This is a genomic window from Methylorubrum subtropicum (genome assembly GCF_038442325.1).
GTDB classification, from domain to species: domain Bacteria; phylum Pseudomonadota; class Alphaproteobacteria; order Rhizobiales; family Beijerinckiaceae; genus Methylobacterium; species Methylobacterium subtropicum.
In genome coordinates, this window is sequence record NZ_JBBXMW010000016.1 from 60,527 (window position 1) to 84,107 (window position 23,581).

The 23,581-nt window shown below is 69.9% G+C and carries 23 protein-coding genes, 1 tRNA gene and 1 pseudogene; 11 read left to right on the forward strand and 14 right to left on the reverse strand.

All coding sequences use genetic code 11. The features are described 5' to 3' along the window. The first annotated feature begins 337 nt into the window (after nt 1-337). The 7 genes from AAHG03_RS20080 to AAHG03_RS20110 all read left to right on the forward strand — a co-directional run bounded on the left by AAHG03_RS20080 (nt 338) and on the right by AAHG03_RS20110 (nt 8,010). The gene (locus AAHG03_RS20080; RefSeq protein WP_342152712.1) at nt 338-985 is read left to right on the forward strand and encodes an exopolysaccharide biosynthesis polyprenyl glycosylphosphotransferase; all 648 of its coding nucleotides are present in this window, start codon (nt 338-340) and stop codon (nt 983-985) included. A gap of 138 nt (nt 986-1,123) precedes the next feature. Then, on the forward strand, nt 1,124-2,458 hold the full coding sequence (locus AAHG03_RS20085) for a polysaccharide biosynthesis/export family protein (protein WP_342152714.1): 1,335 nt from the start codon (nt 1,124-1,126) through the stop codon (nt 2,456-2,458). Next, on the forward strand, nt 2,455-3,600 hold the full coding sequence (locus tag AAHG03_RS20090) for a glycoside hydrolase family 5 protein (RefSeq protein ID WP_342152715.1): 1,146 nt from the start codon (nt 2,455-2,457) through the stop codon (nt 3,598-3,600). The genes AAHG03_RS20085 and AAHG03_RS20090 overlap by 4 nt, the downstream gene beginning before the upstream one ends. Further along, entirely contained in the window at nt 3,597-5,033 is a 1,437-nt protein-coding gene (locus tag AAHG03_RS20095) for an oligosaccharide flippase family protein (RefSeq protein WP_342152717.1), read from the forward strand. Before AAHG03_RS20090 ends, AAHG03_RS20095 begins: the two co-directional genes overlap by 4 nt. Before the next feature lie 23 nt (nt 5,034-5,056). Next, nucleotides 5,057-5,956, forward strand: coding sequence for a glycosyltransferase family 2 protein (locus tag AAHG03_RS20100; RefSeq protein ID WP_342152718.1), 900 nt, complete (start codon nt 5,057-5,059; stop codon nt 5,954-5,956). A gap of 104 nt (nt 5,957-6,060) precedes the next feature. Further along, complete coding sequence (locus tag AAHG03_RS20105) at nt 6,061-7,029, forward strand: glycosyltransferase family 8 protein (RefSeq protein ID WP_342152720.1); 969 nt, start codon at nt 6,061-6,063, stop codon at nt 7,027-7,029. Nucleotides 7,030-7,041: 12 nt separating this feature from the next. Next, a complete protein-coding gene (locus tag AAHG03_RS20110) occupies nt 7,042-8,010 on the forward strand; it encodes a glycosyltransferase family 2 protein (RefSeq protein WP_342152722.1) in 969 nt (322 codons plus the stop codon). Between the two features lie 19 nt (nt 8,011-8,029). On the opposite strand, the gene AAHG03_RS20115 is transcribed toward AAHG03_RS20110, so the two are convergent. Together AAHG03_RS20115 and AAHG03_RS20120 are read right to left on the reverse strand one after the other, a co-directional pair. Then, nucleotides 8,030-8,359: a hypothetical protein gene (locus AAHG03_RS20115; protein WP_342152724.1), complete on the reverse strand. Its 330-nt coding sequence runs from the start codon at nt 8,357-8,359 to the stop codon at nt 8,030-8,032. Nucleotides 8,360-8,431: 72 nt separating this feature from the next. Further along, nucleotides 8,432-8,707 (reverse strand): hypothetical protein, encoded by a 276-nt coding sequence (locus AAHG03_RS20120; protein WP_342152726.1) that lies wholly within the window; start codon nt 8,705-8,707, stop codon nt 8,432-8,434. 333 nt (nt 8,708-9,040) lie between these two features. On the opposite strand from AAHG03_RS20120, the gene AAHG03_RS20125 reads away from it, so the two are divergent. Then, entirely contained in the window at nt 9,041-11,164 is a 2,124-nt protein-coding gene (locus tag AAHG03_RS20125; protein ID WP_342152727.1) for a glycosyl hydrolase, read from the forward strand. A 154-nt stretch (nt 11,165-11,318) separates the two neighbouring features. Here AAHG03_RS20125 and AAHG03_RS20130 read toward each other — a convergent pair whose 3' ends face one another. The 7 genes from AAHG03_RS20130 to AAHG03_RS20160 all read right to left on the reverse strand — a co-directional run bounded on the left by AAHG03_RS20130 (nt 11,319) and on the right by AAHG03_RS20160 (nt 16,806). Beyond that, entirely contained in the window at nt 11,319-11,771 is a 453-nt protein-coding gene (locus tag AAHG03_RS20130) for a cupredoxin domain-containing protein (protein WP_342152728.1), read from the reverse strand. Nucleotides 11,772-11,860: 89 nt separating this feature from the next. Further along, nucleotides 11,861-12,040 carry a hypothetical protein gene (locus tag AAHG03_RS20135; RefSeq protein ID WP_342152730.1) on the reverse strand — a complete coding sequence of 60 codons (180 nt, stop codon included), beginning with the start codon at nt 12,038-12,040 and terminating at the stop codon, nt 11,861-11,863. A gap of 49 nt (nt 12,041-12,089) precedes the next feature. Continuing rightward, nucleotides 12,090-12,512 (reverse strand): cytochrome o ubiquinol oxidase subunit IV, encoded by a 423-nt coding sequence (gene cyoD / locus AAHG03_RS20140; RefSeq protein WP_342152732.1) that lies wholly within the window; start codon nt 12,510-12,512, stop codon nt 12,090-12,092. Beyond that, nucleotides 12,509-13,174 (reverse strand): cytochrome (ubi)quinol oxidase subunit III, encoded by a 666-nt coding sequence (locus tag AAHG03_RS20145; protein ID WP_342152733.1) that lies wholly within the window; start codon nt 13,172-13,174, stop codon nt 12,509-12,511. The genes cyoD and AAHG03_RS20145 overlap by 4 nt, the downstream gene beginning before the upstream one ends. Beyond that, complete coding sequence (locus tag AAHG03_RS20150) at nt 13,171-15,180, reverse strand: cbb3-type cytochrome c oxidase subunit I (RefSeq protein ID WP_342152735.1); 2,010 nt, start codon at nt 15,178-15,180, stop codon at nt 13,171-13,173. Before AAHG03_RS20150 ends, AAHG03_RS20145 begins: the two co-directional genes overlap by 4 nt. Beyond that, the gene (gene cyoA / locus AAHG03_RS20155) at nt 15,181-16,077 is read right to left on the reverse strand and encodes a ubiquinol oxidase subunit II (protein WP_342152737.1); all 897 of its coding nucleotides are present in this window, start codon (nt 16,075-16,077) and stop codon (nt 15,181-15,183) included. Nucleotides 16,078-16,732: 655 nt separating this feature from the next. Continuing rightward, nucleotides 16,733-16,806: transfer RNA gene (locus tag AAHG03_RS20160), tRNA-Gln, on the reverse strand. 303 nt (nt 16,807-17,109) lie between these two features. On the opposite strand from AAHG03_RS20160, the gene AAHG03_RS20165 reads away from it, so the two are divergent. The 3 genes from AAHG03_RS20165 (at nt 17,110) to AAHG03_RS20175 (ending at nt 18,754) form a co-directional block, all read left to right on the forward strand. Next, nucleotides 17,110-17,829, forward strand: a complete 720-nt coding sequence (locus AAHG03_RS20165; RefSeq protein ID WP_342152738.1) for a cytochrome c biogenesis protein CcdA — start codon at nt 17,110-17,112, stop codon at nt 17,827-17,829. 75 nt (nt 17,830-17,904) lie between these two features. Further along, on the forward strand, nt 17,905-18,465 hold the full coding sequence (locus AAHG03_RS20170) for a metallophosphoesterase (RefSeq protein ID WP_342152740.1): 561 nt from the start codon (nt 17,905-17,907) through the stop codon (nt 18,463-18,465). A 76-nt stretch (nt 18,466-18,541) separates the two neighbouring features. Continuing rightward, nucleotides 18,542-18,754, forward strand: a complete 213-nt coding sequence (locus tag AAHG03_RS20175) for a hypothetical protein (RefSeq protein WP_342152742.1) — start codon at nt 18,542-18,544, stop codon at nt 18,752-18,754. On the opposite strand, the gene AAHG03_RS20180 is transcribed toward AAHG03_RS20175, so the two are convergent. The 5 genes and pseudogenes from AAHG03_RS20180 to AAHG03_RS20200 form a co-directional block, all read right to left on the reverse strand. Then, the gene (locus tag AAHG03_RS20180) at nt 18,694-19,077 is read right to left on the reverse strand and encodes a hypothetical protein (protein WP_342152744.1); all 384 of its coding nucleotides are present in this window, start codon (nt 19,075-19,077) and stop codon (nt 18,694-18,696) included. The genes AAHG03_RS20175 and AAHG03_RS20180 overlap by 61 nt on opposite strands. Continuing rightward, nucleotides 19,078-19,893, reverse strand: coding sequence for a sigma-70 family RNA polymerase sigma factor (locus AAHG03_RS20185; protein ID WP_342152746.1), 816 nt, complete (start codon nt 19,891-19,893; stop codon nt 19,078-19,080). It abuts the gene before it with no gap. Continuing rightward, on the reverse strand, nt 19,890-21,320 hold the full coding sequence (locus AAHG03_RS20190) for a TAXI family TRAP transporter solute-binding subunit (RefSeq protein WP_342152748.1): 1,431 nt from the start codon (nt 21,318-21,320) through the stop codon (nt 19,890-19,892). The genes AAHG03_RS20185 and AAHG03_RS20190 overlap by 4 nt, the downstream gene beginning before the upstream one ends. 6 nt (nt 21,321-21,326) lie before the next feature. Continuing rightward, a complete protein-coding gene (locus tag AAHG03_RS20195) occupies nt 21,327-22,268 on the reverse strand; it encodes a DMT family transporter (RefSeq protein WP_342152750.1) in 942 nt (313 codons plus the stop codon). Between the two features lie 12 nt (nt 22,269-22,280). Continuing rightward, a pseudogene (locus AAHG03_RS20200) lies at nt 22,281-23,552 on the reverse strand (arsenic transporter); the annotation flags it as partial. Between the last annotated feature and the right edge of the window lie 29 nt (nt 23,553-23,581).

Sequence of the window (23,581 nt, forward strand, 5' to 3'; positions counted from 1 at the left end):
AGCGACAACGTCACAAATGTTTTACCGAATATTTACGCTCTCGCCGGGAACGCTTTCGGCGCCTCGGGAGATCACGGGCCGCCGCATTTCCGCCTGAAAAAATTGACTAAATCTTCATCATTGGTTGGGTGCGGCGCTCCGCTGCGGCGCAAAATAGCGTTGACCGATCGTTACCCGTTCGCCTTAATACGGAGAGATTGTCAGCACAGCGAGAGAACGAATGGCGGCCGAGTCTACACGCCCCAGGTTTTCCCCGTGGCTGCGGCGCGAACACGCCGGTGTTGCGACATCGACCGCACTGCCGAATTCACGTTGGCCCAAAGTCGCCTCGCGCGCGATGCCGACGATCGTCCGCCCGCGCGGGCTCGGATACAGCGCGCGCTCACGCCGTAACTATCTCGAGTCGCGCCAGAAGCGGGCGCTCGACGTCACCGCCGCCCTCTCGGCGATCATCATGCTGCTGCCGCTGCTGATCGTGGTGGCCGTGCTGGTACGGGCGACCTCGAAAGGTCCGGTGCTGTTCCGGCAGAAACGCTGCGGCCTCAACGGTCAGCCGTTCTGGATCTACAAGTTCCGCTCGATGCACGTCGTCCCCGACGAGGGCGTGGTCCAGGCGACCCGCGCCGATCCCCGCGTGACGCCGGTCGGCCGCTTCATCCGCCGCAGCAGCATCGACGAGCTGCCCCAGCTCTTCAACGTGCTGCAGGGCCATATGTCGCTGATCGGGCCCCGCCCGCACGCCATGGAGCACGACGCCTATTATGGTGAGCGCATCCCGCGCTACGCCGACCGCTTCGTCGCCCGGCCGGGCCTGTCGGGGCTCGCCCAGGTCCGCGGTGCCCGCGGCGGCACACCGCAGCTCTCCGACATGGAGCGGCGGATCGACCTCGACCTCGACTACATCCGCAACGCCAGCCTCGCCGCCGATCTGCGCATCATCGCCGAGACGGTTCGCGAGATGATGTTCAGCTCGACCGCCTACTGACCCGACGCCCGGCCGCTCCGGGCGCCTCCCCTCCCAAGATCGGCGCGCGGACCCACGCTGCCGGAGCCATGCTCCGGCACGGTTCTGGCTCTGTGCCCAGGCGGCGCCCCCGCCCCCGATTCAACGACGAGGCAGATCATGATGCTGCGACCGGCTCGGTGGACGACGCAGATGGCCCTGGTCGGCGTGCTGACCGGCACGGGCGCAGGCCCGGCGCTGGCGGAGTACATCATCCGCCCCGGCGACACCCTCGAAGTCGCCGTGGCCGGCATCCCCGACCTCAAGCAGCGCAGCGTGGTCGATCTCGACGGCCGCGTCACCCTGCCGATGATCAAGCCGGTCCCGGTCGGCGGCCTCGGCCTCACGGCGGCTCAAGGCGCGATCAAGGAGGAGATGTCGAAGAAGCTCTACCAGCAGCGCACCCCCGCGGGCGCGGAGAGCATCACGGCGATCAGCCCCGACGCCGTCACGGTCAGCATCGCCGAGTACCGCCCGGTCTACCTCAACGGCGACGTGTCGAAGCCCGGCGAGCAGGCCTACCGGCCCGGCATGACGGTGCGGCAGGCGGTGTCGCTGGCGGGCGGCTACGAGATCATGCGCTTCCGCATGACCAACCCGTTCCTCGAATCGGCCGACCTGCGCAACGACTACCAGACCCTGTGGATGCAGTACGTGAAGCTGCAGGGGAAGGTGTGGCGCATCAAGGCGCAGCTCGCGGCCCCCGGAGGTCCCCAGGCGCCCGCGTTGCCGCCCGGCGCACAGCCCGCCAAGGGCAAGGCCGCCGCCGACGACCCGACCGCCGACACCAAGGCGCTGGAGCGGCTGACCCAGGCGCCGCTGCCGAAGGAACTGCTCGACCGCGCCCGCGAGAACGTCCGCCAGCAGCTCGAACTGGAGCGCACCCGCTACGGGGCGGAGCGCGCCTTCCTCCAACGCACGGTCTCGGTCGCCGACGACCAGATCGCGCTGCTGCGCTCGCGCCAGGTGCGCGACGACGAGAACGCCCAGGCCGATACCATCGACTACAACAAGCTCAAGGAATTCTCCGAGCGCGGCAACCTGCCGATGACCCGCCTGTCGGAGGCGCGGCGCCTGTTCCTGTTCTCGGCGACCCAGTCGCTCCAGACCGGGGTGCAGCTCACCAACACCATCCGCGAGCGCGACGACGCCGCCCGCAAGGTCGTCCGCCTGGAGGAACAGACCCGCTCCGACCTGCTCAAGGAACTCGACGAGGCCAATGTCGAACTCGGCGGCCTGCAATCGAAGCTCCAGGCGGTCAGCGAGAAGATCACCTATACCGGCATGATCCGCTCGCAGCTCGTGCGCGGCGGCGGCGCCAAGCCCTCGATCCGCATCGTGCGCTCCGGCCTCGACGGCGGCGGCAGCGAGACGGCCAGCGAGGATTCGCCCGTGCGTCCCGGCGACACCGTGGAGGTCGCCCTGCACACGGAGGTGCCGGAGCTGTCGCAGTGACGGCCCCGATGGACGGGATGCCGTTCCGGCCGCATCGCCGGGCCGTGATCGGCGGGGCCGTCGGCCTCGCGCTGGCCGGGCCCTCCTTCGCGGGGGCGACTGGGCAGCCGGCCCCCTTACGTCGCGGCGTGAACCTGTCGCACTGGTTCGCTCAGAGCTTTCGCGGCTACGGGCGCGATCACCTCGCCGGCTACATCGCCCCGTCCGATCTGGAGCGGATCGCGCGCGTGGGCTTCGACCATGTCCGCCTGCCGGTCGATCCCGGCATTCTGCTGACGCAGGGCGGCACCGAGCTGAACGGGCCGGTGTTCGAGGCCGTGCGCGCCGCGCTCGCGCGGATCGCCGCCTTGGGCCTGACGACGGTGCTCGATCTCCACCCCGTCGGCGCCGGCAAGGCGCCGCTCACGACGCCGGAGGGCGCGCGCGCCTTCGTCACCGGCTGGACGACGCTCGCCAAAGCGCTGAGCCCCTCGCAATCGCCCGGTCTCGTGCTGGAAATCCTCAACGAGCCGGAGCCCCTGCAGGGCGAGGCGTGGTGGGCGCTTCAACAGGAGGCGCTGGCGGCGATCCGGCGGGCCGGCTGGAGCGGGCGCGTCGTCGCCAACGGCGGCGGCTGGTCCGGCATCGACGACCTCGTCGCGCACAAGGCCTACGACGACCGCGCGGTCGTCTACACCGTGCATTGCTACGCGCCGCTGCTGTTCACGCATCAGGCCACGACCTGGAGCTGGGACGTCGCCCGCCGGGTCGACGGCCTCGGCTGGCCGATCCCGAAGGACGAGGCCGAGCGCGCCGCGGCGGAAGCCACCCGCGACGACGAGGCCCGCGGCCATGTCCGCGCGCAGATCGCGGCGGGCGCGTTCACCCCGGCGGCGATGGCGGCGCAGTTCGACCGGCTCGCCGCGTGGCAGAAGGCGCAAGGCGAGCCCGCGATCTATGTCGGCGAGTTCGGGGTCTACGAACCCAAGGCGCCGGCGGACGCCCGGCTCGCGTGGCTCAGAGCCGTGCGCGAGGCCTGCGAGGCCCGCGGCTTCGGCTGGGCGATGTGGGACTACTCCCCCTCCTTCGGCCTGCTGCCGCCCTCGGGCGCCCGCGTCATGGCGCCGGACACGCTGCGGGCGCTCGGGATCGGTGCATCATGAAGGCGTGGCTGAGCCGGAAGCTGGGCAGCGGCGGCATCGGATCGAGCGGGCCGCTCTTCGTGGCCAACATGCTCGAGGCCGCGCTGCCGTTCCTGCGCAACATCGCGCTCGCCCATCTCATCTCCCCGACCGATTTCGGCCTCGCGATCTCGCTCTCGGTGGTGATCGGCATCGTCGAGGTGCTGACCGATTTCGGCCTGCCGGTCTTTGCCGTGCGCAAGACCTCGGACACCCCGCCCGCCGTGATGATGGGCACGCTCCAGAGCCTCGCCCTGATCCGCGCCGCGCTGATCGGGCTGGTGCTGGTGGCGGCCTCGCCCTGGATCGCCGGCCTGTTCGAGGCGCACGGCGATTTCACGGTCTACGCGCTGCTCGGCATCGTCGTGGTGGTCCGCGGCTTCGAGAATCTCGGCGTCAAGGAGATGATGCGCCACTACGTGTTTTGGCGCGAGGCGACCGTGTTGGCGAGCGCGCAAGGTATGGGCGCCCTCGTCACCGTCGTCTCCGCCTGGATGGGCTACGGCTTCGCCTGCATGCTGCACGGGATGCTGGCGACCGCGCTCGTCACGGTGGCGCTCTCGCACCTGCTGTCGCCGACGCCGTTCCGGCTGGCCTGGAACACGGACGCCGCGCAGGAGGTGGCCCGGTTCGGGCGCCCGCTCCTCGTCAACGGCCTCGCGGTGTCCTGCACGCTCGGCGACCGGCTCCTCGTCGGCAGCGTGCTCGGGCCGGCGCAGCTCGCCCTCTACAACGTCGCCTACGGCACCGCGACGCTGCCGCGCACGGTGGCGGCGAAGTTCCTCACCAGCATCTTCCTGCCGCTCTTCGTCGCGAACCACGAGCGCAAGCGCGGCCCCGAGCTGTTCGACACCTGGGCGTGGATCCTGTCCTGCATCGCCTTCGCCTACGGGCTGGCGCTCAGCCTCGTCGGCGATCAGGTGCTCGCCTTCGTGTTCGGCCCGGCCTTCCAGCCCTCGCGCCTGTTCATGTGTCTGGCCGGCATCAGTATCTGCGTGAAGTTCCTGATGCTGCTGCCCGCGCCGCAGGCCTACGCCTCGGGCAACACGGGCCTCGTCGCCTTCGGCTCGATCCTCTCGGCGCTCGCCGTCATCCCCGGCGCGGTGCTGCTGCTGTGGCAGCGGGACGTGAACGCCTTCCTCCTCGGCCTCGCCGTGTCGGAATTCGTCGGCCTGCTGGTCTATTCCCGCCGCGCCATCCGCGAGCAGGCTTTTACCCGCACGACGACGTGGCTGGTGATCGCCGTGCCGCTGGCGCTGCTGGCCTCGCTGGCGCTGCTGACCGGGCTGAAGCCGCAGATGAGCTTCCAGGCGTGGTGCGTCGCCTGCGCGGTGGCGCTCGGCCTCTCGGCCACCGCCTACGGCCTGATCGTCCTGCGCTGCCGCATCGGGCTGCGGATGCTGTTCACGACCTGACCATACGCCCCTGAGGAGCCGAGATGGCGATCCACCTGTTCACGACCACGGATTGGCGTGGGCCCCGCCGGGCCGACCTCCTGCGCCTGCTCGACTCGGTCGAGCGCAGCCGGGCCGCGGGCGTGAGCGTCCACCACCATCTCCTGCTCCAGAACTGCCCGCCCGAGACGCTCGCCGCCGAGCGCGTGGGCCTGCCGGCGCAGACCCACGTCACGGCGATCCCGGGGCGCGCCTCGATCTCGGCGGCCCGCAACCAGCTCATCGGCGCGGCGCTCGCCGAGACGCCGTTCGGCGCCGACGACGTGGTCGCCTTCCCCGACGACGACTGCTTCTACGCCGACGGCTTCCTGGCGCGGCTGGAGGCGGCCTTCGCCGCGCGGCCCGGCCTCGATCTCCTGCTCTGCCGCGTCGCCAACGAGCCCGAGGACGGGCCCGACGGCCTGCGCGACATCGCACCCGCCAGCGCCGCGCAGATCGTCCGCCTGACCATGTCGAACAGCATGTTCCTGCGCGGCTCGCTCGCGGCGACGCTCGGCGCGTTCGATCCGACGCTGGGCCTCGGCACCCCCGCCCGCGGCGGCGAGGACACGGACTACGCCGTGCGCGCGCTGCTCGCCGGCAACGCCACGGGCTTCGTCGACCGTCCCCTCGTCGGCCATCCGCCCGCGGACCGGAGCGCGGCGGCGCGCTACTATTACGGCGCGGCCATGGTGCTCGCCCGCTACGCCCGGCGCCGGCCCGCGCTGATGCGCGAGTACCTGCGTAAGGTCCTCGTCGGCCTCGTCTTCACGCTGCAGGGGCGGGTCCCGGCCCGCACCTACGCCGAAGCCCTGCGCGACACGCTGCCCCTCGTCGGCCTGTTCCCGCGGCGAGGCGGCGGCGCCGAGCCGGCCTTCGGCCTCTCCCGGCCGCTCGCCCCGTGAGTTCGCTCCGGTGCATGCTCTATCTCTCTGTTGCCGCACGATGATTTCGGAAAACCGGATTCCACTTTTCCGCATCGTGCTCTGAAACGACCCCGGAGCCGTTCGTGACCGATCGACCGATCTGCCTCTTGCTCTGCATCGACGCCGCCTATCTGCGGCAGGCCGGCATCACCCTGGCCTCGATCCTCGAGAGCAATCCGGGCAAGCCCATCGACGTCACCCTCGTCGGCAGCGGCCTCACCCCTGCGCAGGTCGATTCGGTGTTCGCCCCGCTCGGCGCCCGCCATCCGGCCCTGCGCCTGCATTTCCGGGAGATGGACCCGGCGGCGCTGCCCGATCTGCCGGTGACGCGCCAGTTCAGCAGCAGCATCTACACCCGCATCCTGCTCGACCGCTTCATCGACCGCTCGCACGAGCGCGTCCTCTATCTCGACGCCGACACCGTCGTCTCCGCCGACCTGACGCCGCTCTGGAACGCGGATCTCAACGGCGCCGTCCTCGGCGCGGTGCGCGACCCGTTCCGGCTCGATCTCGACGCCATCGGCTTCGCTCCGGACGAGCCCTACTTCAATTCCGGCGTGCTGCTGATCGACATGGAGCGCTGGCGCGCCCTCGATTGCGAGGCCCGCGTCCTCGACGTGCTGGTGCGGGAGGCCCACCGCCTGCCCTGGATGGATCAGGACGCGCTCAACCTCGCGCTCCGGGGCCAAGTCCACTTCCTCTCGCCGCGTTGGAACTTCCAGCCGCGCTGCGCCGACGTGCCGGCCGGGTTCCTTGGGCTCTCGGAGGCGGAATACGCCGCCCTGCGGGCCAACCCGAGCATCGTCCACTACACCACCTCCCACAAGCCGTGGAACGCGGGTTTCCGGGTGCATTACAGCCGCGCCTTCTTCTCGGTGGCGCGCCGGGCCGGGCTCGGCATGGCGCCCGCGCGGCCAAGGACGCTCAGTGACCGCCTGCTCCAGGCCAAGACTTGGCTGCGCTGGCACTTCCCCGGCCCCTTCCGCACCCTGCGCCGCATCGCCAAGCCCGAGGCCGCGGCCCTGATGTACGGCGCGCGGGCCGGCCGGTAGGAGCCTCACAGCGTGCGTGCCCTGACCGACACCGCGCCGATGGCGCCCGCGCGAACGGACGCGCCCGATCTCAGCTTCGTCATGGCCGCCTACAACGCCGCTCCGTGGATCGAGGCGGCGCTCGCCTCCGCCCTCGACCAGCGCGGCGTCGGCGTCGAGATCGTCGTCGTCGACGACGCCTCGACCGACGACACCGCGTCCCGCGTCGCCGCGCTCGCCGCCCGCGATCCGCGGGTGGTCCTGATCCGGCGCGCGCGCGGCGGCGGCCCGTCGGCGGCGCGCAACCTCGCCATCGAGCGCGCCCGCGGCGCGTGGATCGCCATCCTCGACGCCGACGACGCCGTCGCGCCGGAGCGCGCCCGACATCTCATCGCGCTCGCCGAACGCACCGGCTGCGCGGTCGCCGCCGACAACGTCGCCTGCTTCCCCGATGCCGAGCCCGAGCGCTCCTGGCCCCTCGTCCCCGATCTGGCGGAAGACGCCGAGCTGCGCGTCGGGCTCGCCGAGTACCTGAACCGCAACCGGATGATGGGCGGGCGCTCGAATCTCGGCTTCCTCAAGCCGATCTTTTCCCGCGCCTTCCTCGCCCGTCACGGCATCCGCTACGACGAGAGCGTGCGCATCGGCGAGGATTTCCTGATCTGCCTGCGCTGCCTGATGGCCGGGACCGACATGGCGGTCTCAGGCCGGGCCGGCTACCGCTACCGGATGGTCTCGACCTCGCTCTCGCGCAAGCTCAAGGCCGCCGATCTCGACACGATGCGCACCACCTACGACGCCCTCGGCCTCACGCCGTCCGAGCCCGCCGCGGTCAGGGCGGACGCCGCCTATCGCGGCTCGCTCGCCGAGATGCGGGCCTATATCGGCCTGCGCGAAGGGATGTCGCGGCGGGATGTCGGGGCGGTGCTCCGCCACGCGCTGCAACCGGCCTGCTGGCGCGCGGTCGCGCGGCTTGCCCTGCGAAAGCTGCGCCGCCGATGATTCTTCGAGAGAGCCGTGCTCAGCGCTCGCCGCTCTCCGAGCGTTGCCGGGCGGCGCGGATGCGCTCGTCCATCTCGCTCACTGCCCGGTCGAGGCTGCGGGCGTCGGGCTTTAGCCTGCGGCGGCGCACGCCCCCGACCCGGACCGAGACCGCGCGGTTGAGCCAGCCCGCGACCAGGATCGTCGTGACGTAGCCCGGATCGTTGACGCCGTCCCACGGGCTGCCGTCGGCGTGGCAGCGCGGGTCGGCGAAGCCGACCATCGGCAGCCAGCCGCCGAAGAGCGGCCAGCCCGCCGAGGCGGGCAGGCCCGCTGCGGGCCGCGCGAAACGCAGGCGTGGATGCGTCATCTCTTTCGTCCCTGTCGGCGCTTCCCCGGTCTGCCGCCGGGCCGCGCCGTTCCCCCTGAAGCCCTGAGGTCGTTAGATCTTCCTGCGGTCGGGCCGGTCCTCGTAGCGGCGCGCGGCCGCGCCGCGCACGACCTCGATGCCCCAGCCGGACAGGGCGAAGCTGACTTGGAGCACGACGTAGCCGAGGAGGGCTTGGCCGAGCGACGGGAGCACCGGGGCGCCGAGCCCCACCATCGTCAGCACGTAAACCGGGACGAGCACCACGCCGACCAGGGCGACGAAGATCCAGCGGAGGAACCCCGCCGCCACTGCCCCGCACAACGCCAGGATGAGCACGAAGGCCGTCATCGCGCGCCGACGCCGCGCGCCGCGCTCTCGCTCGTGCCGGTCATCGCTCCCCCCTCAAGACGCCCGAACGCCCCCGTTGGAAGGCTTGGATAGCACCGAACCCGCTACCAGTCTGTAAAAATTCGCAGGGTCGATTGCGTCGAATTTGAGCGAAATTTCCTAAGCTCCGGGAAGCCATATTTCCATTCGGCCAATAGCATCGGCTCCGAATGGAAAGGTGGCGCCAACTTGAGCGTATCTCGCAAATGCGAAATTAAGACATGGGAGCCAGCCTCACGGTCATGTGATGCCGCCGCTCGAACCATCGGGGCGGCCGGCCAGGGAACCGCGACGATGACCGCTCTGGGTGCTTACTTCGGCAACGACCCCTCCGCCCTCCCGGCCTACGAGGAATGGCTGGGGCGCGAGGTCGACAACGTCCTGTTCTATCTCAACGACTGGAGCTGGAAGGACTTCGACAACTCGATCGGCTGGGCGACCAGCCTGTGGAAGCCGATGGACCGCCCGGTGCTGTGGTCGGTGCCGCTGACCGTGACCGGCACCTCGCTCGCCCAGGTCGCCACCGGCGACTACAACGACCACTTCCTCAAGGCCGCGCAGGCGCTGGCGCAGAGCAAGCCGAGCGAGGACGGGTTCATCTACGTCCGGGTCGGCTGGGAGTTCAACGGCTCGTGGATGCCCTGGGCCGCCAAGGGCAACGAGGCCGCCTTCATCGGCGCCTACCGCGAGCTGGTCGATACGTTCCGCGAGGTGTCGGACAAGTTCAAGTTCGTCTGGGACGTCAATGCCGGCGGCGAGATGAACCCGGAGAAGGCCTATCCCGGCGATGCCTATGTCGATGTCGTCGGCATGGACTTCTACTACAACAAGGAATGGGACAACGCCGACCCCGCCAAGGCCTTCCTCGACAAGGTCAACATGAGCTACGGGCTCAAGTGGCAGCAGGACTTCGCGGCCCAGCACGGCAAGCAGACCTCGGTCTCCGAATGGGGCGTCAAGACCGACGATTCCGGCGCCTTCGTGAAGGCCGCCCTGGCGTGGATGAACAAGTACGGCATGCTGTTCCAGAACTACTGGGAGAGCGACTACGCCAACTTCACCGGCACGCTGCACGACGGCAGCAAGCCGACCGTCGGGGACATCTTCAAGGACCTGTTCGGCTCCGTCATCGACACCCCGGCGGCGCCGGCCAAGCCGGACCTCGCCCCGAGCGTCACCGAGATCGCGGCCTCCGCCCCCAACGCCGCCAACGGCATCGGCACCGCGGTCGTCGGCGAGACCGTGACGCTGACGCTGACGCTCTCGGAGGCCGTGACGGTCGCGAGCGCCTCGAAGTTCAGCCTCGGCCTCAACGACGGCGGCACGGCCCTGTTCGACGCGGCCGCCTCGGACGCCACCCACCTCGTCTTCCGCCACAAGGTGCTGGCCGACCAGGTGGCGAACGACATCGCCGTCACCGGGGTCAACCTCAACGGCGCGGTGGTGCGCGACGCCGCCGGCAACAACGCGGTCTTCACCGGCGCGGTCGGCAACCCCGACGGCGTCCTCAAGATCGACGGTTATACCGGCTCGGCGGGCAACGACGTTTTCCGCGGCACGAACGGCGCGGACATCTTCAACGGCCGGGGCGGCGACGACACCTACTACGTCAACCACGCGGGCGATAAGGTGAACGAGGGCGTCAAGGGCGGCTACGACACCGTCGTGACGAGCGTGAGCTACGTGCTCGGCTACTATCAGGAGGTCGAGAAGCTCACCACCGACAACGCGGCGGGGAAGGCGGCGATCAACCTCGAAGGCAACAGCTTCGACCAGACGCTGGAGGGCAACGCCGGCAACAACGTCCTCGACGGGAGTGCCGGCGCCGACAAGCTCTACGGCTTTGCCGGCAACGACACCTACTACGTCGATCACATCAACGATCAGGTGTTCGAGGCCAAGGGCGGCGGCTACGACACCCTGATCGCGAGCGCGAACTACCGCCTCGCCGCGGGCCAGGAAATCGAGCTGATCCGCTTCGCCGACTCGATGAAGTCGGGCCAGCTCGTCACCGGCAACGAGTTCAACCAGACGCTGATCGGCAACAAGAACGACAACATCATCGACGGCGGCGCCGGCAACGACATCATGACCGGCGGCGCGGGCGCCGACACCTTCGTGTTCTCGACCCGGATCGGCCCCGGCAACGTCGACCGCATCACCGACTTCTCGCAGCCCGACGACACGATCGGGCTCGCCCGCAGCGAGTTCTGGAACCTGTCGATGGGCAAGCTCGCCGACACGCAGTTCAAGAACCTCGACACGGGCAAGGTCGATGCCGACGACCGGGTGCTCTACAAGCAATCCACCGGCGAGCTGTTCTACGACTGGGACGGCTCGGGCAAGCAGGCCGCGATCCTGCTCGGCGTGCTCGACAACAAGGCCCCGCTGCACGCCTCCGACATTCTGGTGGTGTGAGGCGGTCGCCTCTCCCACCAACCGCCCTCATCCTGAGGTGCCGCGCAGCGGCTTTGATCGAGGGCTCCAGTTCTCGCACGGAGTTCTGGAGCCCTCCTTCGAGGCTTCGCGGCGCTGCGCACCTCAGGATGAGGGGGTGGGTGGGAAGAGGGCCTTACCCCGCCGGCGGGACGAGCACGTACTTGCCGACGAACGGCTCGCTCTGGCTGTTGACGCCGGTGCAGCCGTAGGAGCGCTCGCCCGCCGCCATGGTCCTGAACTTCAGCGTCGCCTTGCCGTTCAGCTTGATCGTGTAGCCCTTCTCGCTCGCCGAATGGCCCTGGTCGCCGTCGACGTGCTGCACGAGGCCGTTCTCGAACTGGCCGTCGATGGTCAGCGTCACCGGCTGGTCGGCGCGGTTGACGACGCGCAGTTCCGCGTTGGTGTCGGCGGGCAGGCGCAGCTCCGCCGGGGCGCAGGCGATCTTGCCGTCCCGCTTGTCGATGGTCAGCTCCATCACCGGCTGACCCGAAGAGGCCGGCGGCGGCAGGGGCTTGCCCTCCGCCAACGCCCCGGTGGCCGACAGCACGAGGCACGCCGTGCCCGCCACCCAATGTCCGACTCGCATGTGATCGCTTTCCCGAATGATCCGTCGATGATCTGCCGGGGAAGACCGGAATCGGGCCGGAGGGTTCCGGCCCGCGACGCCGCACCGCGTCAGCCCTCGCCGCGGCGGCTTCGACCGAGGGCGAGGAAGGCGAGCGAGCCGCCCGCGATCAGTCCGAGGAAGAAGCCGGCGCCGAAATCGCTGTCGTCCTCGTGCGTGCCGAGCCACAGGCTGCCCGCGACGAGGGACAGGATCAGGGTGACGACGGCGGGATCGATCAGGCGGCGCATCGCGCGACCCTATCGTGGGCGACGATCCGAGGGCCAGCCTGGGTTTGCCTCAGTGGTGCCCGTGGGATTGCGGCTGGGACTGCTCTGCAGCCGGCCTGTGCATCATGTTGTGGTTCATGTTGCTCATGATCCACACCGAGCCGCCGATCAGCAGAAACACGATCAGCACGCCGAATGCCAAGGCCATGACGTTGTTGGTGTTGTCCGGCCCCGTGGTGATGTGGAGGAAGAACACCAGATGCACGCCCATCTGGGCGATGGCGAAGACGATCACCGCCACGGGGATGGCGGGCGCCCAGATGAAGTTCATCCGCACCACCGCGAACGAGCAGGCGGTGAGCAGCACGGCGAGCCCGAGGCCGATCAGGTAGCCGCGGATGCCCTTGGCGATGTCCTCCTCGGGGTAGGCCTCGCCCGGCGCGACGTCGGCCTTATGCCGCTTCGAAAGTTCGGCGGGTTGATCGACGCTCATGCGATCACTCCGAGCAGGTAGACGACGCTGAACACCCCGACCCAGACGATGTCGAGGGCGTGCCAGAACAGGGCGAAGCAGGCGGTGCGGCGCAGGATGTCGTCGCGGAAGCCCTTGGCCAGCACCTGCGCCATCATGGTGAGCAGCCACAGCAGGCCGATGCCGACATGCAGGCCGTGGCAGCCGACGAGGGTGAAGAACGCGGACAGGAAGGCGCTGCGCGAGGGGCCGGCACCCCGCGCGATCAGGTCGACGAACTCCATCAGTTCGAGCGCCAGGAAGCCGGCGCCGAGCCCGAAGGTCACCGCCATCATGGCCTGGAACAGCGCCATGCGGCGGGCCGCGAGCGCCAGGGTGGCCACGCCGCAGGTGAAGCTCGATGCGAGCAGCAGGCCGGTCTCGATCGCGACGTCGGTGAGGTCGAACAGCTCGTGGGGCTTCGGGCCGTCGGCGGTGCCGCCCACCAGCACCGCGTAGGCGGCGAAGAAGGCGGCGAACATGACGATGTCGCTGAGGATGAAGATCCAGAAACCGTAGGCGACGACGATGCGCTTCGGGCTCGGCCCCCCGGTCCCGCGGCCGGTGGCGGCGGATTCACCCTTGCCGTCCCGGCGCCCGCCGAGATGGTAGGGGTCGTGGCCCGGTGCGAGTGTCGCGCTCATGCGGCCTTCCGCCGGTCGATGCCATGGAGCGCCTCGAGGCGCGTCGCGCGGTTCGCCCGGTTGACCCGCTGCACCTCGTCCGCCGGGATCTCGTATTCGGACTTGTCGCGCCACGCGAACACCACGAAGGTCGCGAAGGCGCCGAGGAAGCTTAAGCCGGCCAGCCACCAGATGTGCCAGATCATGGCGAAGCCGATCAGCGTGGCGAAGAAGGCGCAGATCACGCCGGTGGGGGTGTTGATCGGCATCTCGATCGGCTCGTAATCGGGCTCGTCGTGCAGGCTCAGCTGCTCGCGGGCGCTGGCCTTGATCGTCCAGTAGGCCTCCTCGCCGTGCACCTGGGGCATCGCGACGAAGTTGAAGACCGGCGGCGGCGAGGCGGTGGCCCATTCGAGCGAGCGGCCGTCCCACGGGTCGCCGGTCACGTCCCGCAGGGAGTCGCGGCGGCGGATCGAGACGACGAGCTGGACGATCTGGGCGATCACGCCGACGAGCATCAGCACGACGCCGAAGCCCGCGATCAGGATCCAGGGCCGCCAGTCGGCGACGTCGTAATGCTGCATCCGCCGCGTCATGCCGAGCAGCCCGAGCACGTAGAACGTGCCGAACACGACGACGAAGCCGGAGATGCCGAACCAGAACGCGACCTTGCCCCACCACTCGTCGAGCCGGAAGCCGAACGCCTTGGGAAACCAGTAGGCGTAGCCCGCGAACGCCCCGAACAGCACCGCGCTGACCATCACGTTGTGGAAGTGGGCCACCAGAAACATGCTGTTGTGCAGCACGAAGTCGGCGGGCGGGATCGCGAGCAGCACGCCGGTGGCGCCGCCGACCACGAAGGTCAGCATGAAGCCGAGCGACCACAGCATGGACGAGTGGAAGCGCACGCGCCCCCCGTAGATCGTGAACAGCCAGTCGAAGATTTTCACCCCCGTGGGTACGGCGATGATCATCGAGGTGATGGCGAAGACGCCGTTGACGTCGCCGCCCGGCCCCATGGTGAAGAAGTGGTGCAGCCACACCATGAAGGAGAGGATGAAGATCGCCATCGTCGCCATCACCATCGAGCGGTAGGCGAAGAGCGGCTTGCCAGAAAACGTCGAGATGACTTCCGAGAACACGCCGTAGGCGGGCAGCGCCAGGATGTAGACCTCCGGATGCCCCCAGGCCCAGAACAGGTTCATGAACATCATCGAGTTCCCGCCCTGGGAATCGGTGAAGAAGTGGAAGCCGAGGTAGCGGTCGAGCGCCAGCATCGCGAGCGTCGCCGTCAGGATCGGGAAGGCCGCGACGATGAGCAGGTTCGAGGCGAGCGCGGTCCAGCAGAACATCGGCATGCGCAGGTAGCCCATGCCGGGCGCCCGCACCTTCAGGATGGTCGTGACGAGGTTCACCCCTGAGAGCAGCGTTCCGACGCCGGAGATCTGGATCGCCCAGATGTAGTAATCGACGCCGACGCCCGGCGAGTAGGTCGCCTCGGAGAGCGGCGGCGCCGGCCACCAGCCGGTGCGGGCGAACTCGCCGACGACGAGGCTGACGTTGACGAGCAGCGCCCCCGCGGCGGTGAGCCAGAAGCTGACGGAATTGAGCGTCGGGAAGGCGACGTCGCGCACGCCGAGTTGCAGCGGCACGGCGAAATTCATCAGCCCGATCATGAACGGCATCGCGCCGAAGAAGACCATGATCACGCCGTGGGCGGAGAAGATCTGGTCGTAATGCTCCGGCGGCAGGTAGCCCGGCGCCTTGTAGGCGAAGAGCATGTGCGAGCGCATCAGGATCGCGTCGGTGAAGCCGCGGATCAGCATCACCAGGGCGAGGATGCAGTACATCACGCCGATGCGCTTGTGATCGACGCTCGTGATCCACTCGCGCCACAGATAGGGGAAGTGGCCGGCGATCACCGTCCAGGCGATCACGCCCAGCAACACCAGGCCGACGACGCCCGCTGCGACCAGCGGGATCGGCTGGCTGAGCGGGATCGCGTCGAGGGTGAGCTTGCCGAGCATTCAGGTTCCCCCTTTGGGCCGCACGCCCTCGACGCCGCCCGCGGCCGCGGGGCCGGGGCCGGGCGGCACGGTCTGGGCGACGATCCCGTCGAACAGGTTCGGGTCGACCGTCCCGTAGGTGCGCAGCTTGTCGCCGATGCTCTGCTTGGCGAGTTCGCCGTAGGCGGCGGCGTCGAGCCGCAGGCTCGATTCCTTCGCCTGCCGGACCCATTCCGAAAAACCCTCGTCGGAGGCGACTTGGACCGGAAAGTTCATGTCGGCGAAGCCGTCGCCGCTGAAATGGGTCGAGAGGCCGTAGAGCTCGCCCTCCCGGTCGGCCATCAGGTTGAGCCGGGTGGTCATGCCGCGCATGGTGTAGATCATGCTGCCGAGCCGCGGCACGAAGAACGAGTTCCACACGCTCGACGAGGTCAGCCGGAAGTGGACCGGGGTCGCCGCCGGCATGACCAGCCGGTTGACGCTCGCCACCCCCTGCTCGGGGTAGATGAACAGCCATTTCCAATCGAGCGAGACGACCTGAACCTCGATCGGCTTCTTCTCGGAATCGAGCGGCGTCGCGGGATCGAGCCGGTGGGCGCCGATCCAGGCGATGCCGCCGAGGAAAATGATGGTCAGCAGCGGCACCGACCACACCACCAGCTCGATCCGGCCGGAGAAGGCCCAGTTCGGCCGGTACCGGGCGCGGGTGTTGCCCTCGCGGTACCACCACGCGAAGACGAGGGTCGCGATCATCGTCGGCACGATGATCGCCAGCATGATCACGCTGGCGATGATCAGGATGTTGGCTTCCGCCGCGCCGACCGGACCCTTGGCGTCGAACAGGTTGTAGCTCTGGCAGCCCGACAGACCGCAGGCCACGAGTGCGAGCGCCCCGGCACGAAGGAGCGCGCGCGTCATGCCGCCGGGGACTCGGACAGATGAGCGCCGATGCGATGACGCCATTCGCTCATCGAGGGAAGGATCTCCGGTGAGAAGCGGGCGCTGCGACACTGGCATCGTACCGGATCCCGCAAATTCACAAGCGCTCAAACACGCGGATCTGTTTTCGAAACTGTCCGCGGCGTCATGCTCGATCTATGAAACGATTGAGTCCGACTGCGCCACCTGACGGCGGCGGCACCCGGTGAAGCCTTGCGGTATGATCCGACCGGACGCGGGGTTTGTTCCGGGCGCACGGCACGTTCACGCGGCCGTGTTCATCCGGCGGCTTTGCTCCCGACGACGGTCGCGACTTCCACGCCGGCGCGGTCGAAGACGGGGTACAGCGCGCGCTGTTCAGAAGCCGAGCGTCGCGACGCCGAGCAGCCCCAGGATCGCGCCCTCGCGCAGGATCGGCGCCCCGGCGATCGGGCGGATAGGCCCGGAACCGCCTGCGGGCCGTGACCACCGGCGCGATCTGCACCGGCGCCAGGGTTCGGAACGCGCCCGGAAGGATCCGAGCCGCCCAGATCGGGGCGAACGAGGACCGCAGGCAGGCTCCGGTCGCCGGCCGACAGGATGGTGAAGAAGCGGGCGAGTCCGGCGCCGATGGCGGCCGGTCATGGAAGGTGATTGGCTGGGGGACCTGGATTCGAACCAGGACTAGCGGAGTCAGAGTCCGCGGTTCTACCGTTAAACTATCCCCCACCGGAACGTCGTCGCGCGAGGAGCCTTAGGCTCCGGTGCGTCGGGCGGGGCGGTCAACGACCCGCGTGTTCGGCGTTGGGCGCTCAGATAGGCTGGCTTGAGCGCGGCGTCAATGAGAATCCCGCGGGCGATGTGGTTTCGGGCGGGAGGGCACTGCGACGCGGACACGCTTGGCCGATGCGGATGTCGAAGGCGCGGCGTCCGGGATAGGATGCCGGCCATGCTCGCGCGCTCCCCCCTCCCCGGCCTTGTCGCCGACCCGTCGCCGAAAAGGCGGCTCTCGTTCGCGGCGGAGGTGCGGCGGTGATCGCGACGCTCGGGCTCGCCGGGCTTGCCGGGCTGCTGTCGGTGCTGTCGCCCTGCGTGCTGCCGTTGCTGCCGCTGGTGCTGGGGGCGGCGGCCGCCGAGCATCGGCTCGGGCCGGCGGCGCTGGCGGCGGGGCTGGCGCTGTCGTTCACGGCGATCGGCCTGTTCGTGGCGACGGTGGGCTTCGCCATCGGTCTCGACGGTGATGTGGTCCGGCGCGTCGCCGCCGCGCTGCTCGTCGCGGTCGGGCTCGTCCTGCTGGTGCCGGCGGCGCAAGTGCGGCTCGCCGCAGCCGCGGGCCCCCTGGTCGATGCCATCGACCGCCGCTTCGGCGGGCGGGCGGGTGCGGGGCTGCCGGGGCAGTTCGGCCTCGGCCTGCTGCTCGGGGCGATCTGGAGCCCCTGCGTCGGGCCGACCCTCGGGGCGGCCTCGCTGCTCGCCGCGCAGGGGCGCGACCTCGCCTCGGTGGCCACCACCATGGCGGCGTTCGGGATCGGCGCGGGCCTGCCGCTGCTCGTGCTCGGCACGCTGTCGCGCGGGCTGATCCTGCGGGCGCGGGGCGGCTTGATTCGGCTCGGACAGGGGCTGAAGGCGGGGCTCGGGCTGATCCTCGTGCTCGTCGGGCTGTCGGTGCTGACGGGCCTCGACAAGACCTTGGAGACCGCCCTGGTCGAGGCCTCGCCCGACTGGCTGAACGCCCTGACGACGCGGTTCTGAGAGCGCGTTGCGGCGGCGCGCCGCCTTGTCCGGCGCTCTTGAGAGCGCCACCTCGGCGGGCCGGGGGAGCCGTCGATGGCCGTTTTTTTCACTGCCGATACGCATTTCGGCGATTCGCATATCTTGCGGCAGCGCGGGGGGCGTTATCCGAGCGTCGAGGCGCATGATGCGGCGTTGATCGCGCGCTGGAATGCGGTGGTCTGCGAGGGCGACGAGGTGTGGCATCTCGGGGATTTCGCCGCGCATGCCGATCCGGCGCATTGTGCCGCGGTTTTCGAAAAACTTAACGGCATCAAGCGGTTGGTGCGGGGCAATCACGACAGCAACCGGGTGCTGCGCCTCCCTTGGGCCGATCCGCCGGTGGAGAGCCTCCGCATCACCGTGCGGGAGGACGGGCAGTCGTGGCGGCTGTTCCTGGCGCATTACGCCCACCGCGCCTGGCCCGGATTGTGGCGCGGAACCCGCCATCTGTTCGGGCACACTCATGCGACGCTACCCGATACCACCCGATCGTCAGACGTCGGAATCGACGCCTGGGACGATTCCCCGGTGGGTTTGGCGGCGATCATCGCGCGCCAGGACGCGGCGACGCTTATCCCCGAGGAACTCGCCCGCGACGCGGCCCGGGGTGCCTGAACGGCCGCGCTTTCAGCCGCCGTTCAACTGCCGCAGCGCAGCGTGGCCGTATCGCGCGACCGGTGCCTCGGACGACATGCCCGCCTCCTCGACTGCTTCCTCCGACGCGCGCCCTCCGGTCTCGCTGCCGGCCTTCCTGCGCAGCGTGATGCCGGCCCTCGACCGGGCCTTCGGGCTCGAGGCCGATCCCGACCTGCCCGACGAACTGGCGGCCCTGGTCGCCCGGCTTCAGGACGAGCCGGACGCGGCGTTCGCGGTCCTGTCGGAGCCCGAGCCGCTGGCGGCCTGATCCCGGCGGCGCTGGCCCCCGGCGACGTCGCGGAGCGCCGCCTCGACCATCGCGGCGACCTGGGCCGGGGTGCGCGGCTGGCGGACGACGAGGCTCGCCAGCACCTCCGGATGGCCGCGCCGCTGCTTCGGGGTGCGGGCGTGGTTGGAGAGGCGCAGGCGCCCCGGATCGTCGCCGCGGGCGAGATAGAAGCTGTCGCCGCGCTCGTTGCGGGCGACCTCGCGAAAACCGTGGTCGGTCAGCAGGGTGCGGGCCAGCGCCAGCGCCTGGACCGGCGGCAGGGCGTCGCCCGGCGGGTTCTTTTGGGGGAATCGCGCGGCCATTCAGTCCTCGGCGGCCGCCGCCTCGCGTTGCCCCAGGCTCTCGGCCAGGAAGCGGCGGGCGCGGCTTACCCGGCTCTTCACCGTGCCGACCTGGCAGTCGAGGCGGGCGGCGGCTTCCTCGTAGGTGAGGCCGTCGGCGCCGACCAGCAGCAGGGCTTGGCGCTGGGGCGCCGGCAGGGTGTGGATCAGGTCCATCACCGAGCCCAGCACCACCGCGTGCTCCTGCTCGGCGGGCGTGGTCAGGGCGGCGGCGTGGTGGCCCTCCGCGTCCTCGACCTCGCGGCGGAAGCGGCGGCACTCGCTGTAGAAGTGGTTGCGCAGGATCGTGAAAATCCAGGCGGAGAAGTTGGTGCCGGGCTCGAAGCGCTCCCGGTTGGCCCAGGCCCGCACCAGCGCTTCCTGCACCAGATCCTCGGCGCGGGCCGGGTTGCCGCACAGCGACAGGGCGAAGACCCGCAGGGCCGGCACGCAATCGACGAGGGCGTCGCGCAGCCCCGGATCGACCGGCCCTCTCTTGGCCGCCCTGGTCCCCGGCTTGACCCGCGTCTTGATCGGTATCCTGGCTTCTACCGTGGCCTGCGCCTCGAACAGCCGCAGCAGCTCGACGAGGGCGGCGGGCAGCGGGTCGCGGTCCACCGGGCCGAAATGGTTCTGCAACGGCGCGCTCAGATGCGCCGGGATGTCGGCGGTCGCGCAGCCGGCCTGAGCCGTGGGCGCCAGGAGTCCGGCGATCTGGGCCGGGAGCAGGCCGCTCCACGGGTCGGCGCGCAGGCCGTCGAGGCAGGGCGGGAGTTGCGTCGTCAACTCGGTACTCATCGGTGCGGAGCCTCTCGCGGAATGCGTCCCAGGGCCGGGGCCTCGGGCGGGGGCTGGGTCGAGAAACGCTCGAAAGGGGGTAAACCGATCCGTCGGCGGCCGTCGGCGAGCGTCGCGCGGGCGGTCTCCAGGGCGATCGACAGCGCCGACATCGTGCGCGGGTCGGGGTCGCGCGCGTGGGCGTAGCGGACGGCGTCGGTCGCGAGGTCGTCGACTTCCGTCGTCAGCGCGTCGAGTTCGCGGGCGCTTTGCGCGGCGCGGGCGAGCCCGATCAGGGCGAGCAGGCGGTCCACGATCTCGTCGATGCGCTCGCGGCGGAGCGCCGCGAGGCGCTGGCGGATCCAGGCCAGCACCGAGACGAGGCCGCCCGCGATGGCGCCCAGCAGATAGAGCGTGTCGCCGTAGCGCTCGACGAAGCCGTGCTGCTCGCGCTCGAAATAGTCGATCGCGCCGGGATGGATCGGGATGCGCGCGCTCGTCGCCGCCGCGGTGGTGTCGTAGGCCGGCGCCTGGATGTACTCTGCCGCATCCGTCTTCGCCGCCGCGGCCGTGCGCTTCTCGAAGAATTGTTGCGTGATGTCGGCCGCGACCGCACGGCTCAGCGTGGCGCGGGCCATCAGCCGGTAGGAGGCGCCGACCGTCTTCACGTCGTCCGCCGGGAGCTTGGGGTCGCCGCCGAACAGGCCGCCCGGCACCGTGACGGATTGGAGGCGGGGAAAGCGCTCGATCACCGCGCCGTCGTCCTCGACCGCGACGAAGGCGACACGTCCGTGATGGGCGACCGAGCGGACCGCGCCGATCAGCGCCAGGGCCTTGGGGGCGGAGGGCGCGATGATGCTGACGAAGGCGTCGATGCGCTTGTCGCGGAAGGCCGCCGCGACGGCCTCCTGATCGACGGGGACGAGATGCACGGTGCGATCCCGGCTCGGGCCGCCCGCATCCATCTCCGGCGTCAGGCCGTAATAGCCGAGCAGGCTCTTCAGCAGGGCGAAATCCGCGTCACGGTGGGCGGCGATGCCGAGGCGCTTGCCGGCGAGTTTGGGAAACGCCTCGATCGGTGCGTGGTCGGGCGAGGCGATGATCATCGCCTGATCGCGCAGGATCGCCAGCGTCAGGCCGTTCGTCGGCAGCAGCACGTCGGGGCGGACCACGGCGAGGTCGGCGCGGCCGTCCTGAAGCGCGGCGGCGCTCTCGCGCACGTCCTCGAAGGAGAGGATGCGCAGGCGCACGGTCTCGCCCGCCGCATCGAGGGCGTCGGCATAGGCCCGGATCAGCTCCGGCTCGGTGCCGTCGCGGGGCGCGACCGCGATGGTGAGCACGCTGGCCTGCAAGAGATACCACGCGGCGCCGCCGCTCGCCGCCAGCACCACGACGGCGGCGCCGATCAGCGCCTCCTTGCGCAGGAGCCAGGACAGGTCGGCCGGCATCGGACCTCAGAACACCGAGATCAGGACGATGCCGGCGACCATCAGGGCGGCGCCGCCGAGGCGCGAGGCGCCGGCCCGCACCTGCTTCATGCCGAGCCAGCCGAAATGGTCGAGGGCGACCGAGGTCAGGAGGTTGGCCGTGATCAGCAGGCCGTTGAAGGCGCCGGCCCCCACCTTGTCCACGAACAGGAGGCCCGCAAAGACCGCGACCGCGCCGGTGAGGCCCGCGAGCGGCATCCACCAGCGCACGCCCTCGATGTCGGCCCGCTGCGGCAGGGGCTTGGGGCGCAGCAGGAACACCAGCACGAACACGAACACGACGGGGATGAACGAGACGAGCGCCGCGAGCCACGGATTGATCAGGGCCCCGCGCAGCTGCGCGTTCCACACCACGCCGATGGCTTGCAGCGCGCCCGCCACGACGATGAAGGGATAGAGCAGGCGCGGGTTGAGGCCGTGGCCGGAATCCTTGCTGTCGCCCGAAGAACCCCCTTTGTCGGGGGTGACGCGGGCGATGAAGGTGACGCCGACCACCATCAACAGACCGCCGAGCCAGGGCATGAGCTTGAAGCCGCCGCCTTGCAGGCCGAACAGGCCGAAGGCGTCGAGCGCGAGCGAGGTCAGGATGTTGGCCGTCAGCGTCAGCCCGTTGAACGGGCCGGCGCCGACCTTGTCCACGAAGGCGAGGCCGCCGAACACCGCGACCGCCCCGGCGACGCCGCCGAGCGGCGCGTACCACGGCATGGCGGAAAGATTCTCCGCGCTCGGGAGCGGCGTCGGCATCACGAGGAACAGGGTCGCGAAGACGAAGACGATCGGCAGGAACGAGACCGAGGCCGCCAGGAACGGGTTGACGAGGTGCCCGCGCAGCTGCGCGTTCATGGAATTGCCGAGCGCCTGGAGCGACCCGGCGACGATGATGAAGGGATAGAGCAGGGCGGCGTTCACGGCGTTGTCCGATCAGATCAGCAGAAGGGCGCCGAGCGCCAGGATCAGGGCCGGCGGCATCACCAGCAGGCCGAGCTTGAGGAAGGCGAAGGCCGACACGTCCTGGCCCTCGCGGCGGATCGCGGTGAGCCACAGGATGGTGGCGAGCGACCCGGTGACCGAGAGGTTCGGCCCGAGATCGACGCCGATCAGGATCGCGCCCGCGACCTTCTCCGGCACGTGGGCGGCCTGCACCGCCGCCCCCGCCAAGAGGCCCGCGGGCAGGTTGTTCACGAGGTTGGAACTGAGCGCGACGACAACGCCGCCGGCCCAGGCGGCCAGCGCCGGATCGCCCGCGGCGGTGCGCTTGAGCAGGTCGGCGAGCATCTGGAGGACGCCGGTCTTCTCCAGCGCCTCGACCAGCACGAACAGGCCCGCCACCAGCGGCAGCACGCTCCACGACACGTCCTTCGCCACCTCGACCGCGCCGCCGCGGTTGATCAGGATGACGACGAGCGCGGTGGCGACACCCGCGACGAAGGTCGGCAGGCCGAGTTCGATGCCGGCGGCGGAAGCCGCGATCAGCGCCGCACCCGTGGCGACGATGCCGAAGCCCGCGACCTTGCCGCCGAAGCTCAAGGTCGGCGTCTCGACATCGGTCGCGACCGTCTCGGCCTTCAGGCTGGCGTTCTGGGTGATGCGCAGCACCGCGTAGGTCGTCACGATGGCGAGCACGGACGGCAGCGTGAAGACGGCGAGCCACCGGCCGAGCGGCGGCATGTGCTCGGCGAAGACGACGAGGTTGGCCGGGTTCGAGATCGGCAGCACGAAGCTCGCCGCATTGGCGATGAAGGCGCAGATGAACAGGTAGGGCAGCGGCTGCTTCACCCCGGCCGCCTTGGTGGCGGCGAAGACGGCGGGCGTCAGCACCACGGCGCAGGCGTCGTTCGAGAGGAACACCGTCACCACCGTGCCGACGACGTAGATCAGCAGGAACAGCCGGGTCGCCGAGCCCTTGGCCGCACGCACGGCGTGCGAGGCGAGCCAATCGAACAGGCCTTCCTTCCGGGCGATCTCGGAGAGCAGCATCATGCCCACCAGAAACAGGTAGACGTCCGTTCCCTTGAGCACGCCCTCCCACGCGGTGCCGGGGGCGAGCAGGCCGAGCGCCACGAGGGCGAGCGCGCCGAGCACGGCCCAGATCGCCTCGGGCCAAGCGAACGGCCGCAGGATGACGCCGAGCGTCGCGAGTGCGGCGATGCCCCAGGTCGCGAGATTGGGTGTGAGGGTGAGCGCGCCCATTTTCTTGTGTCTTCGTCCTTGGTGGGATGGGA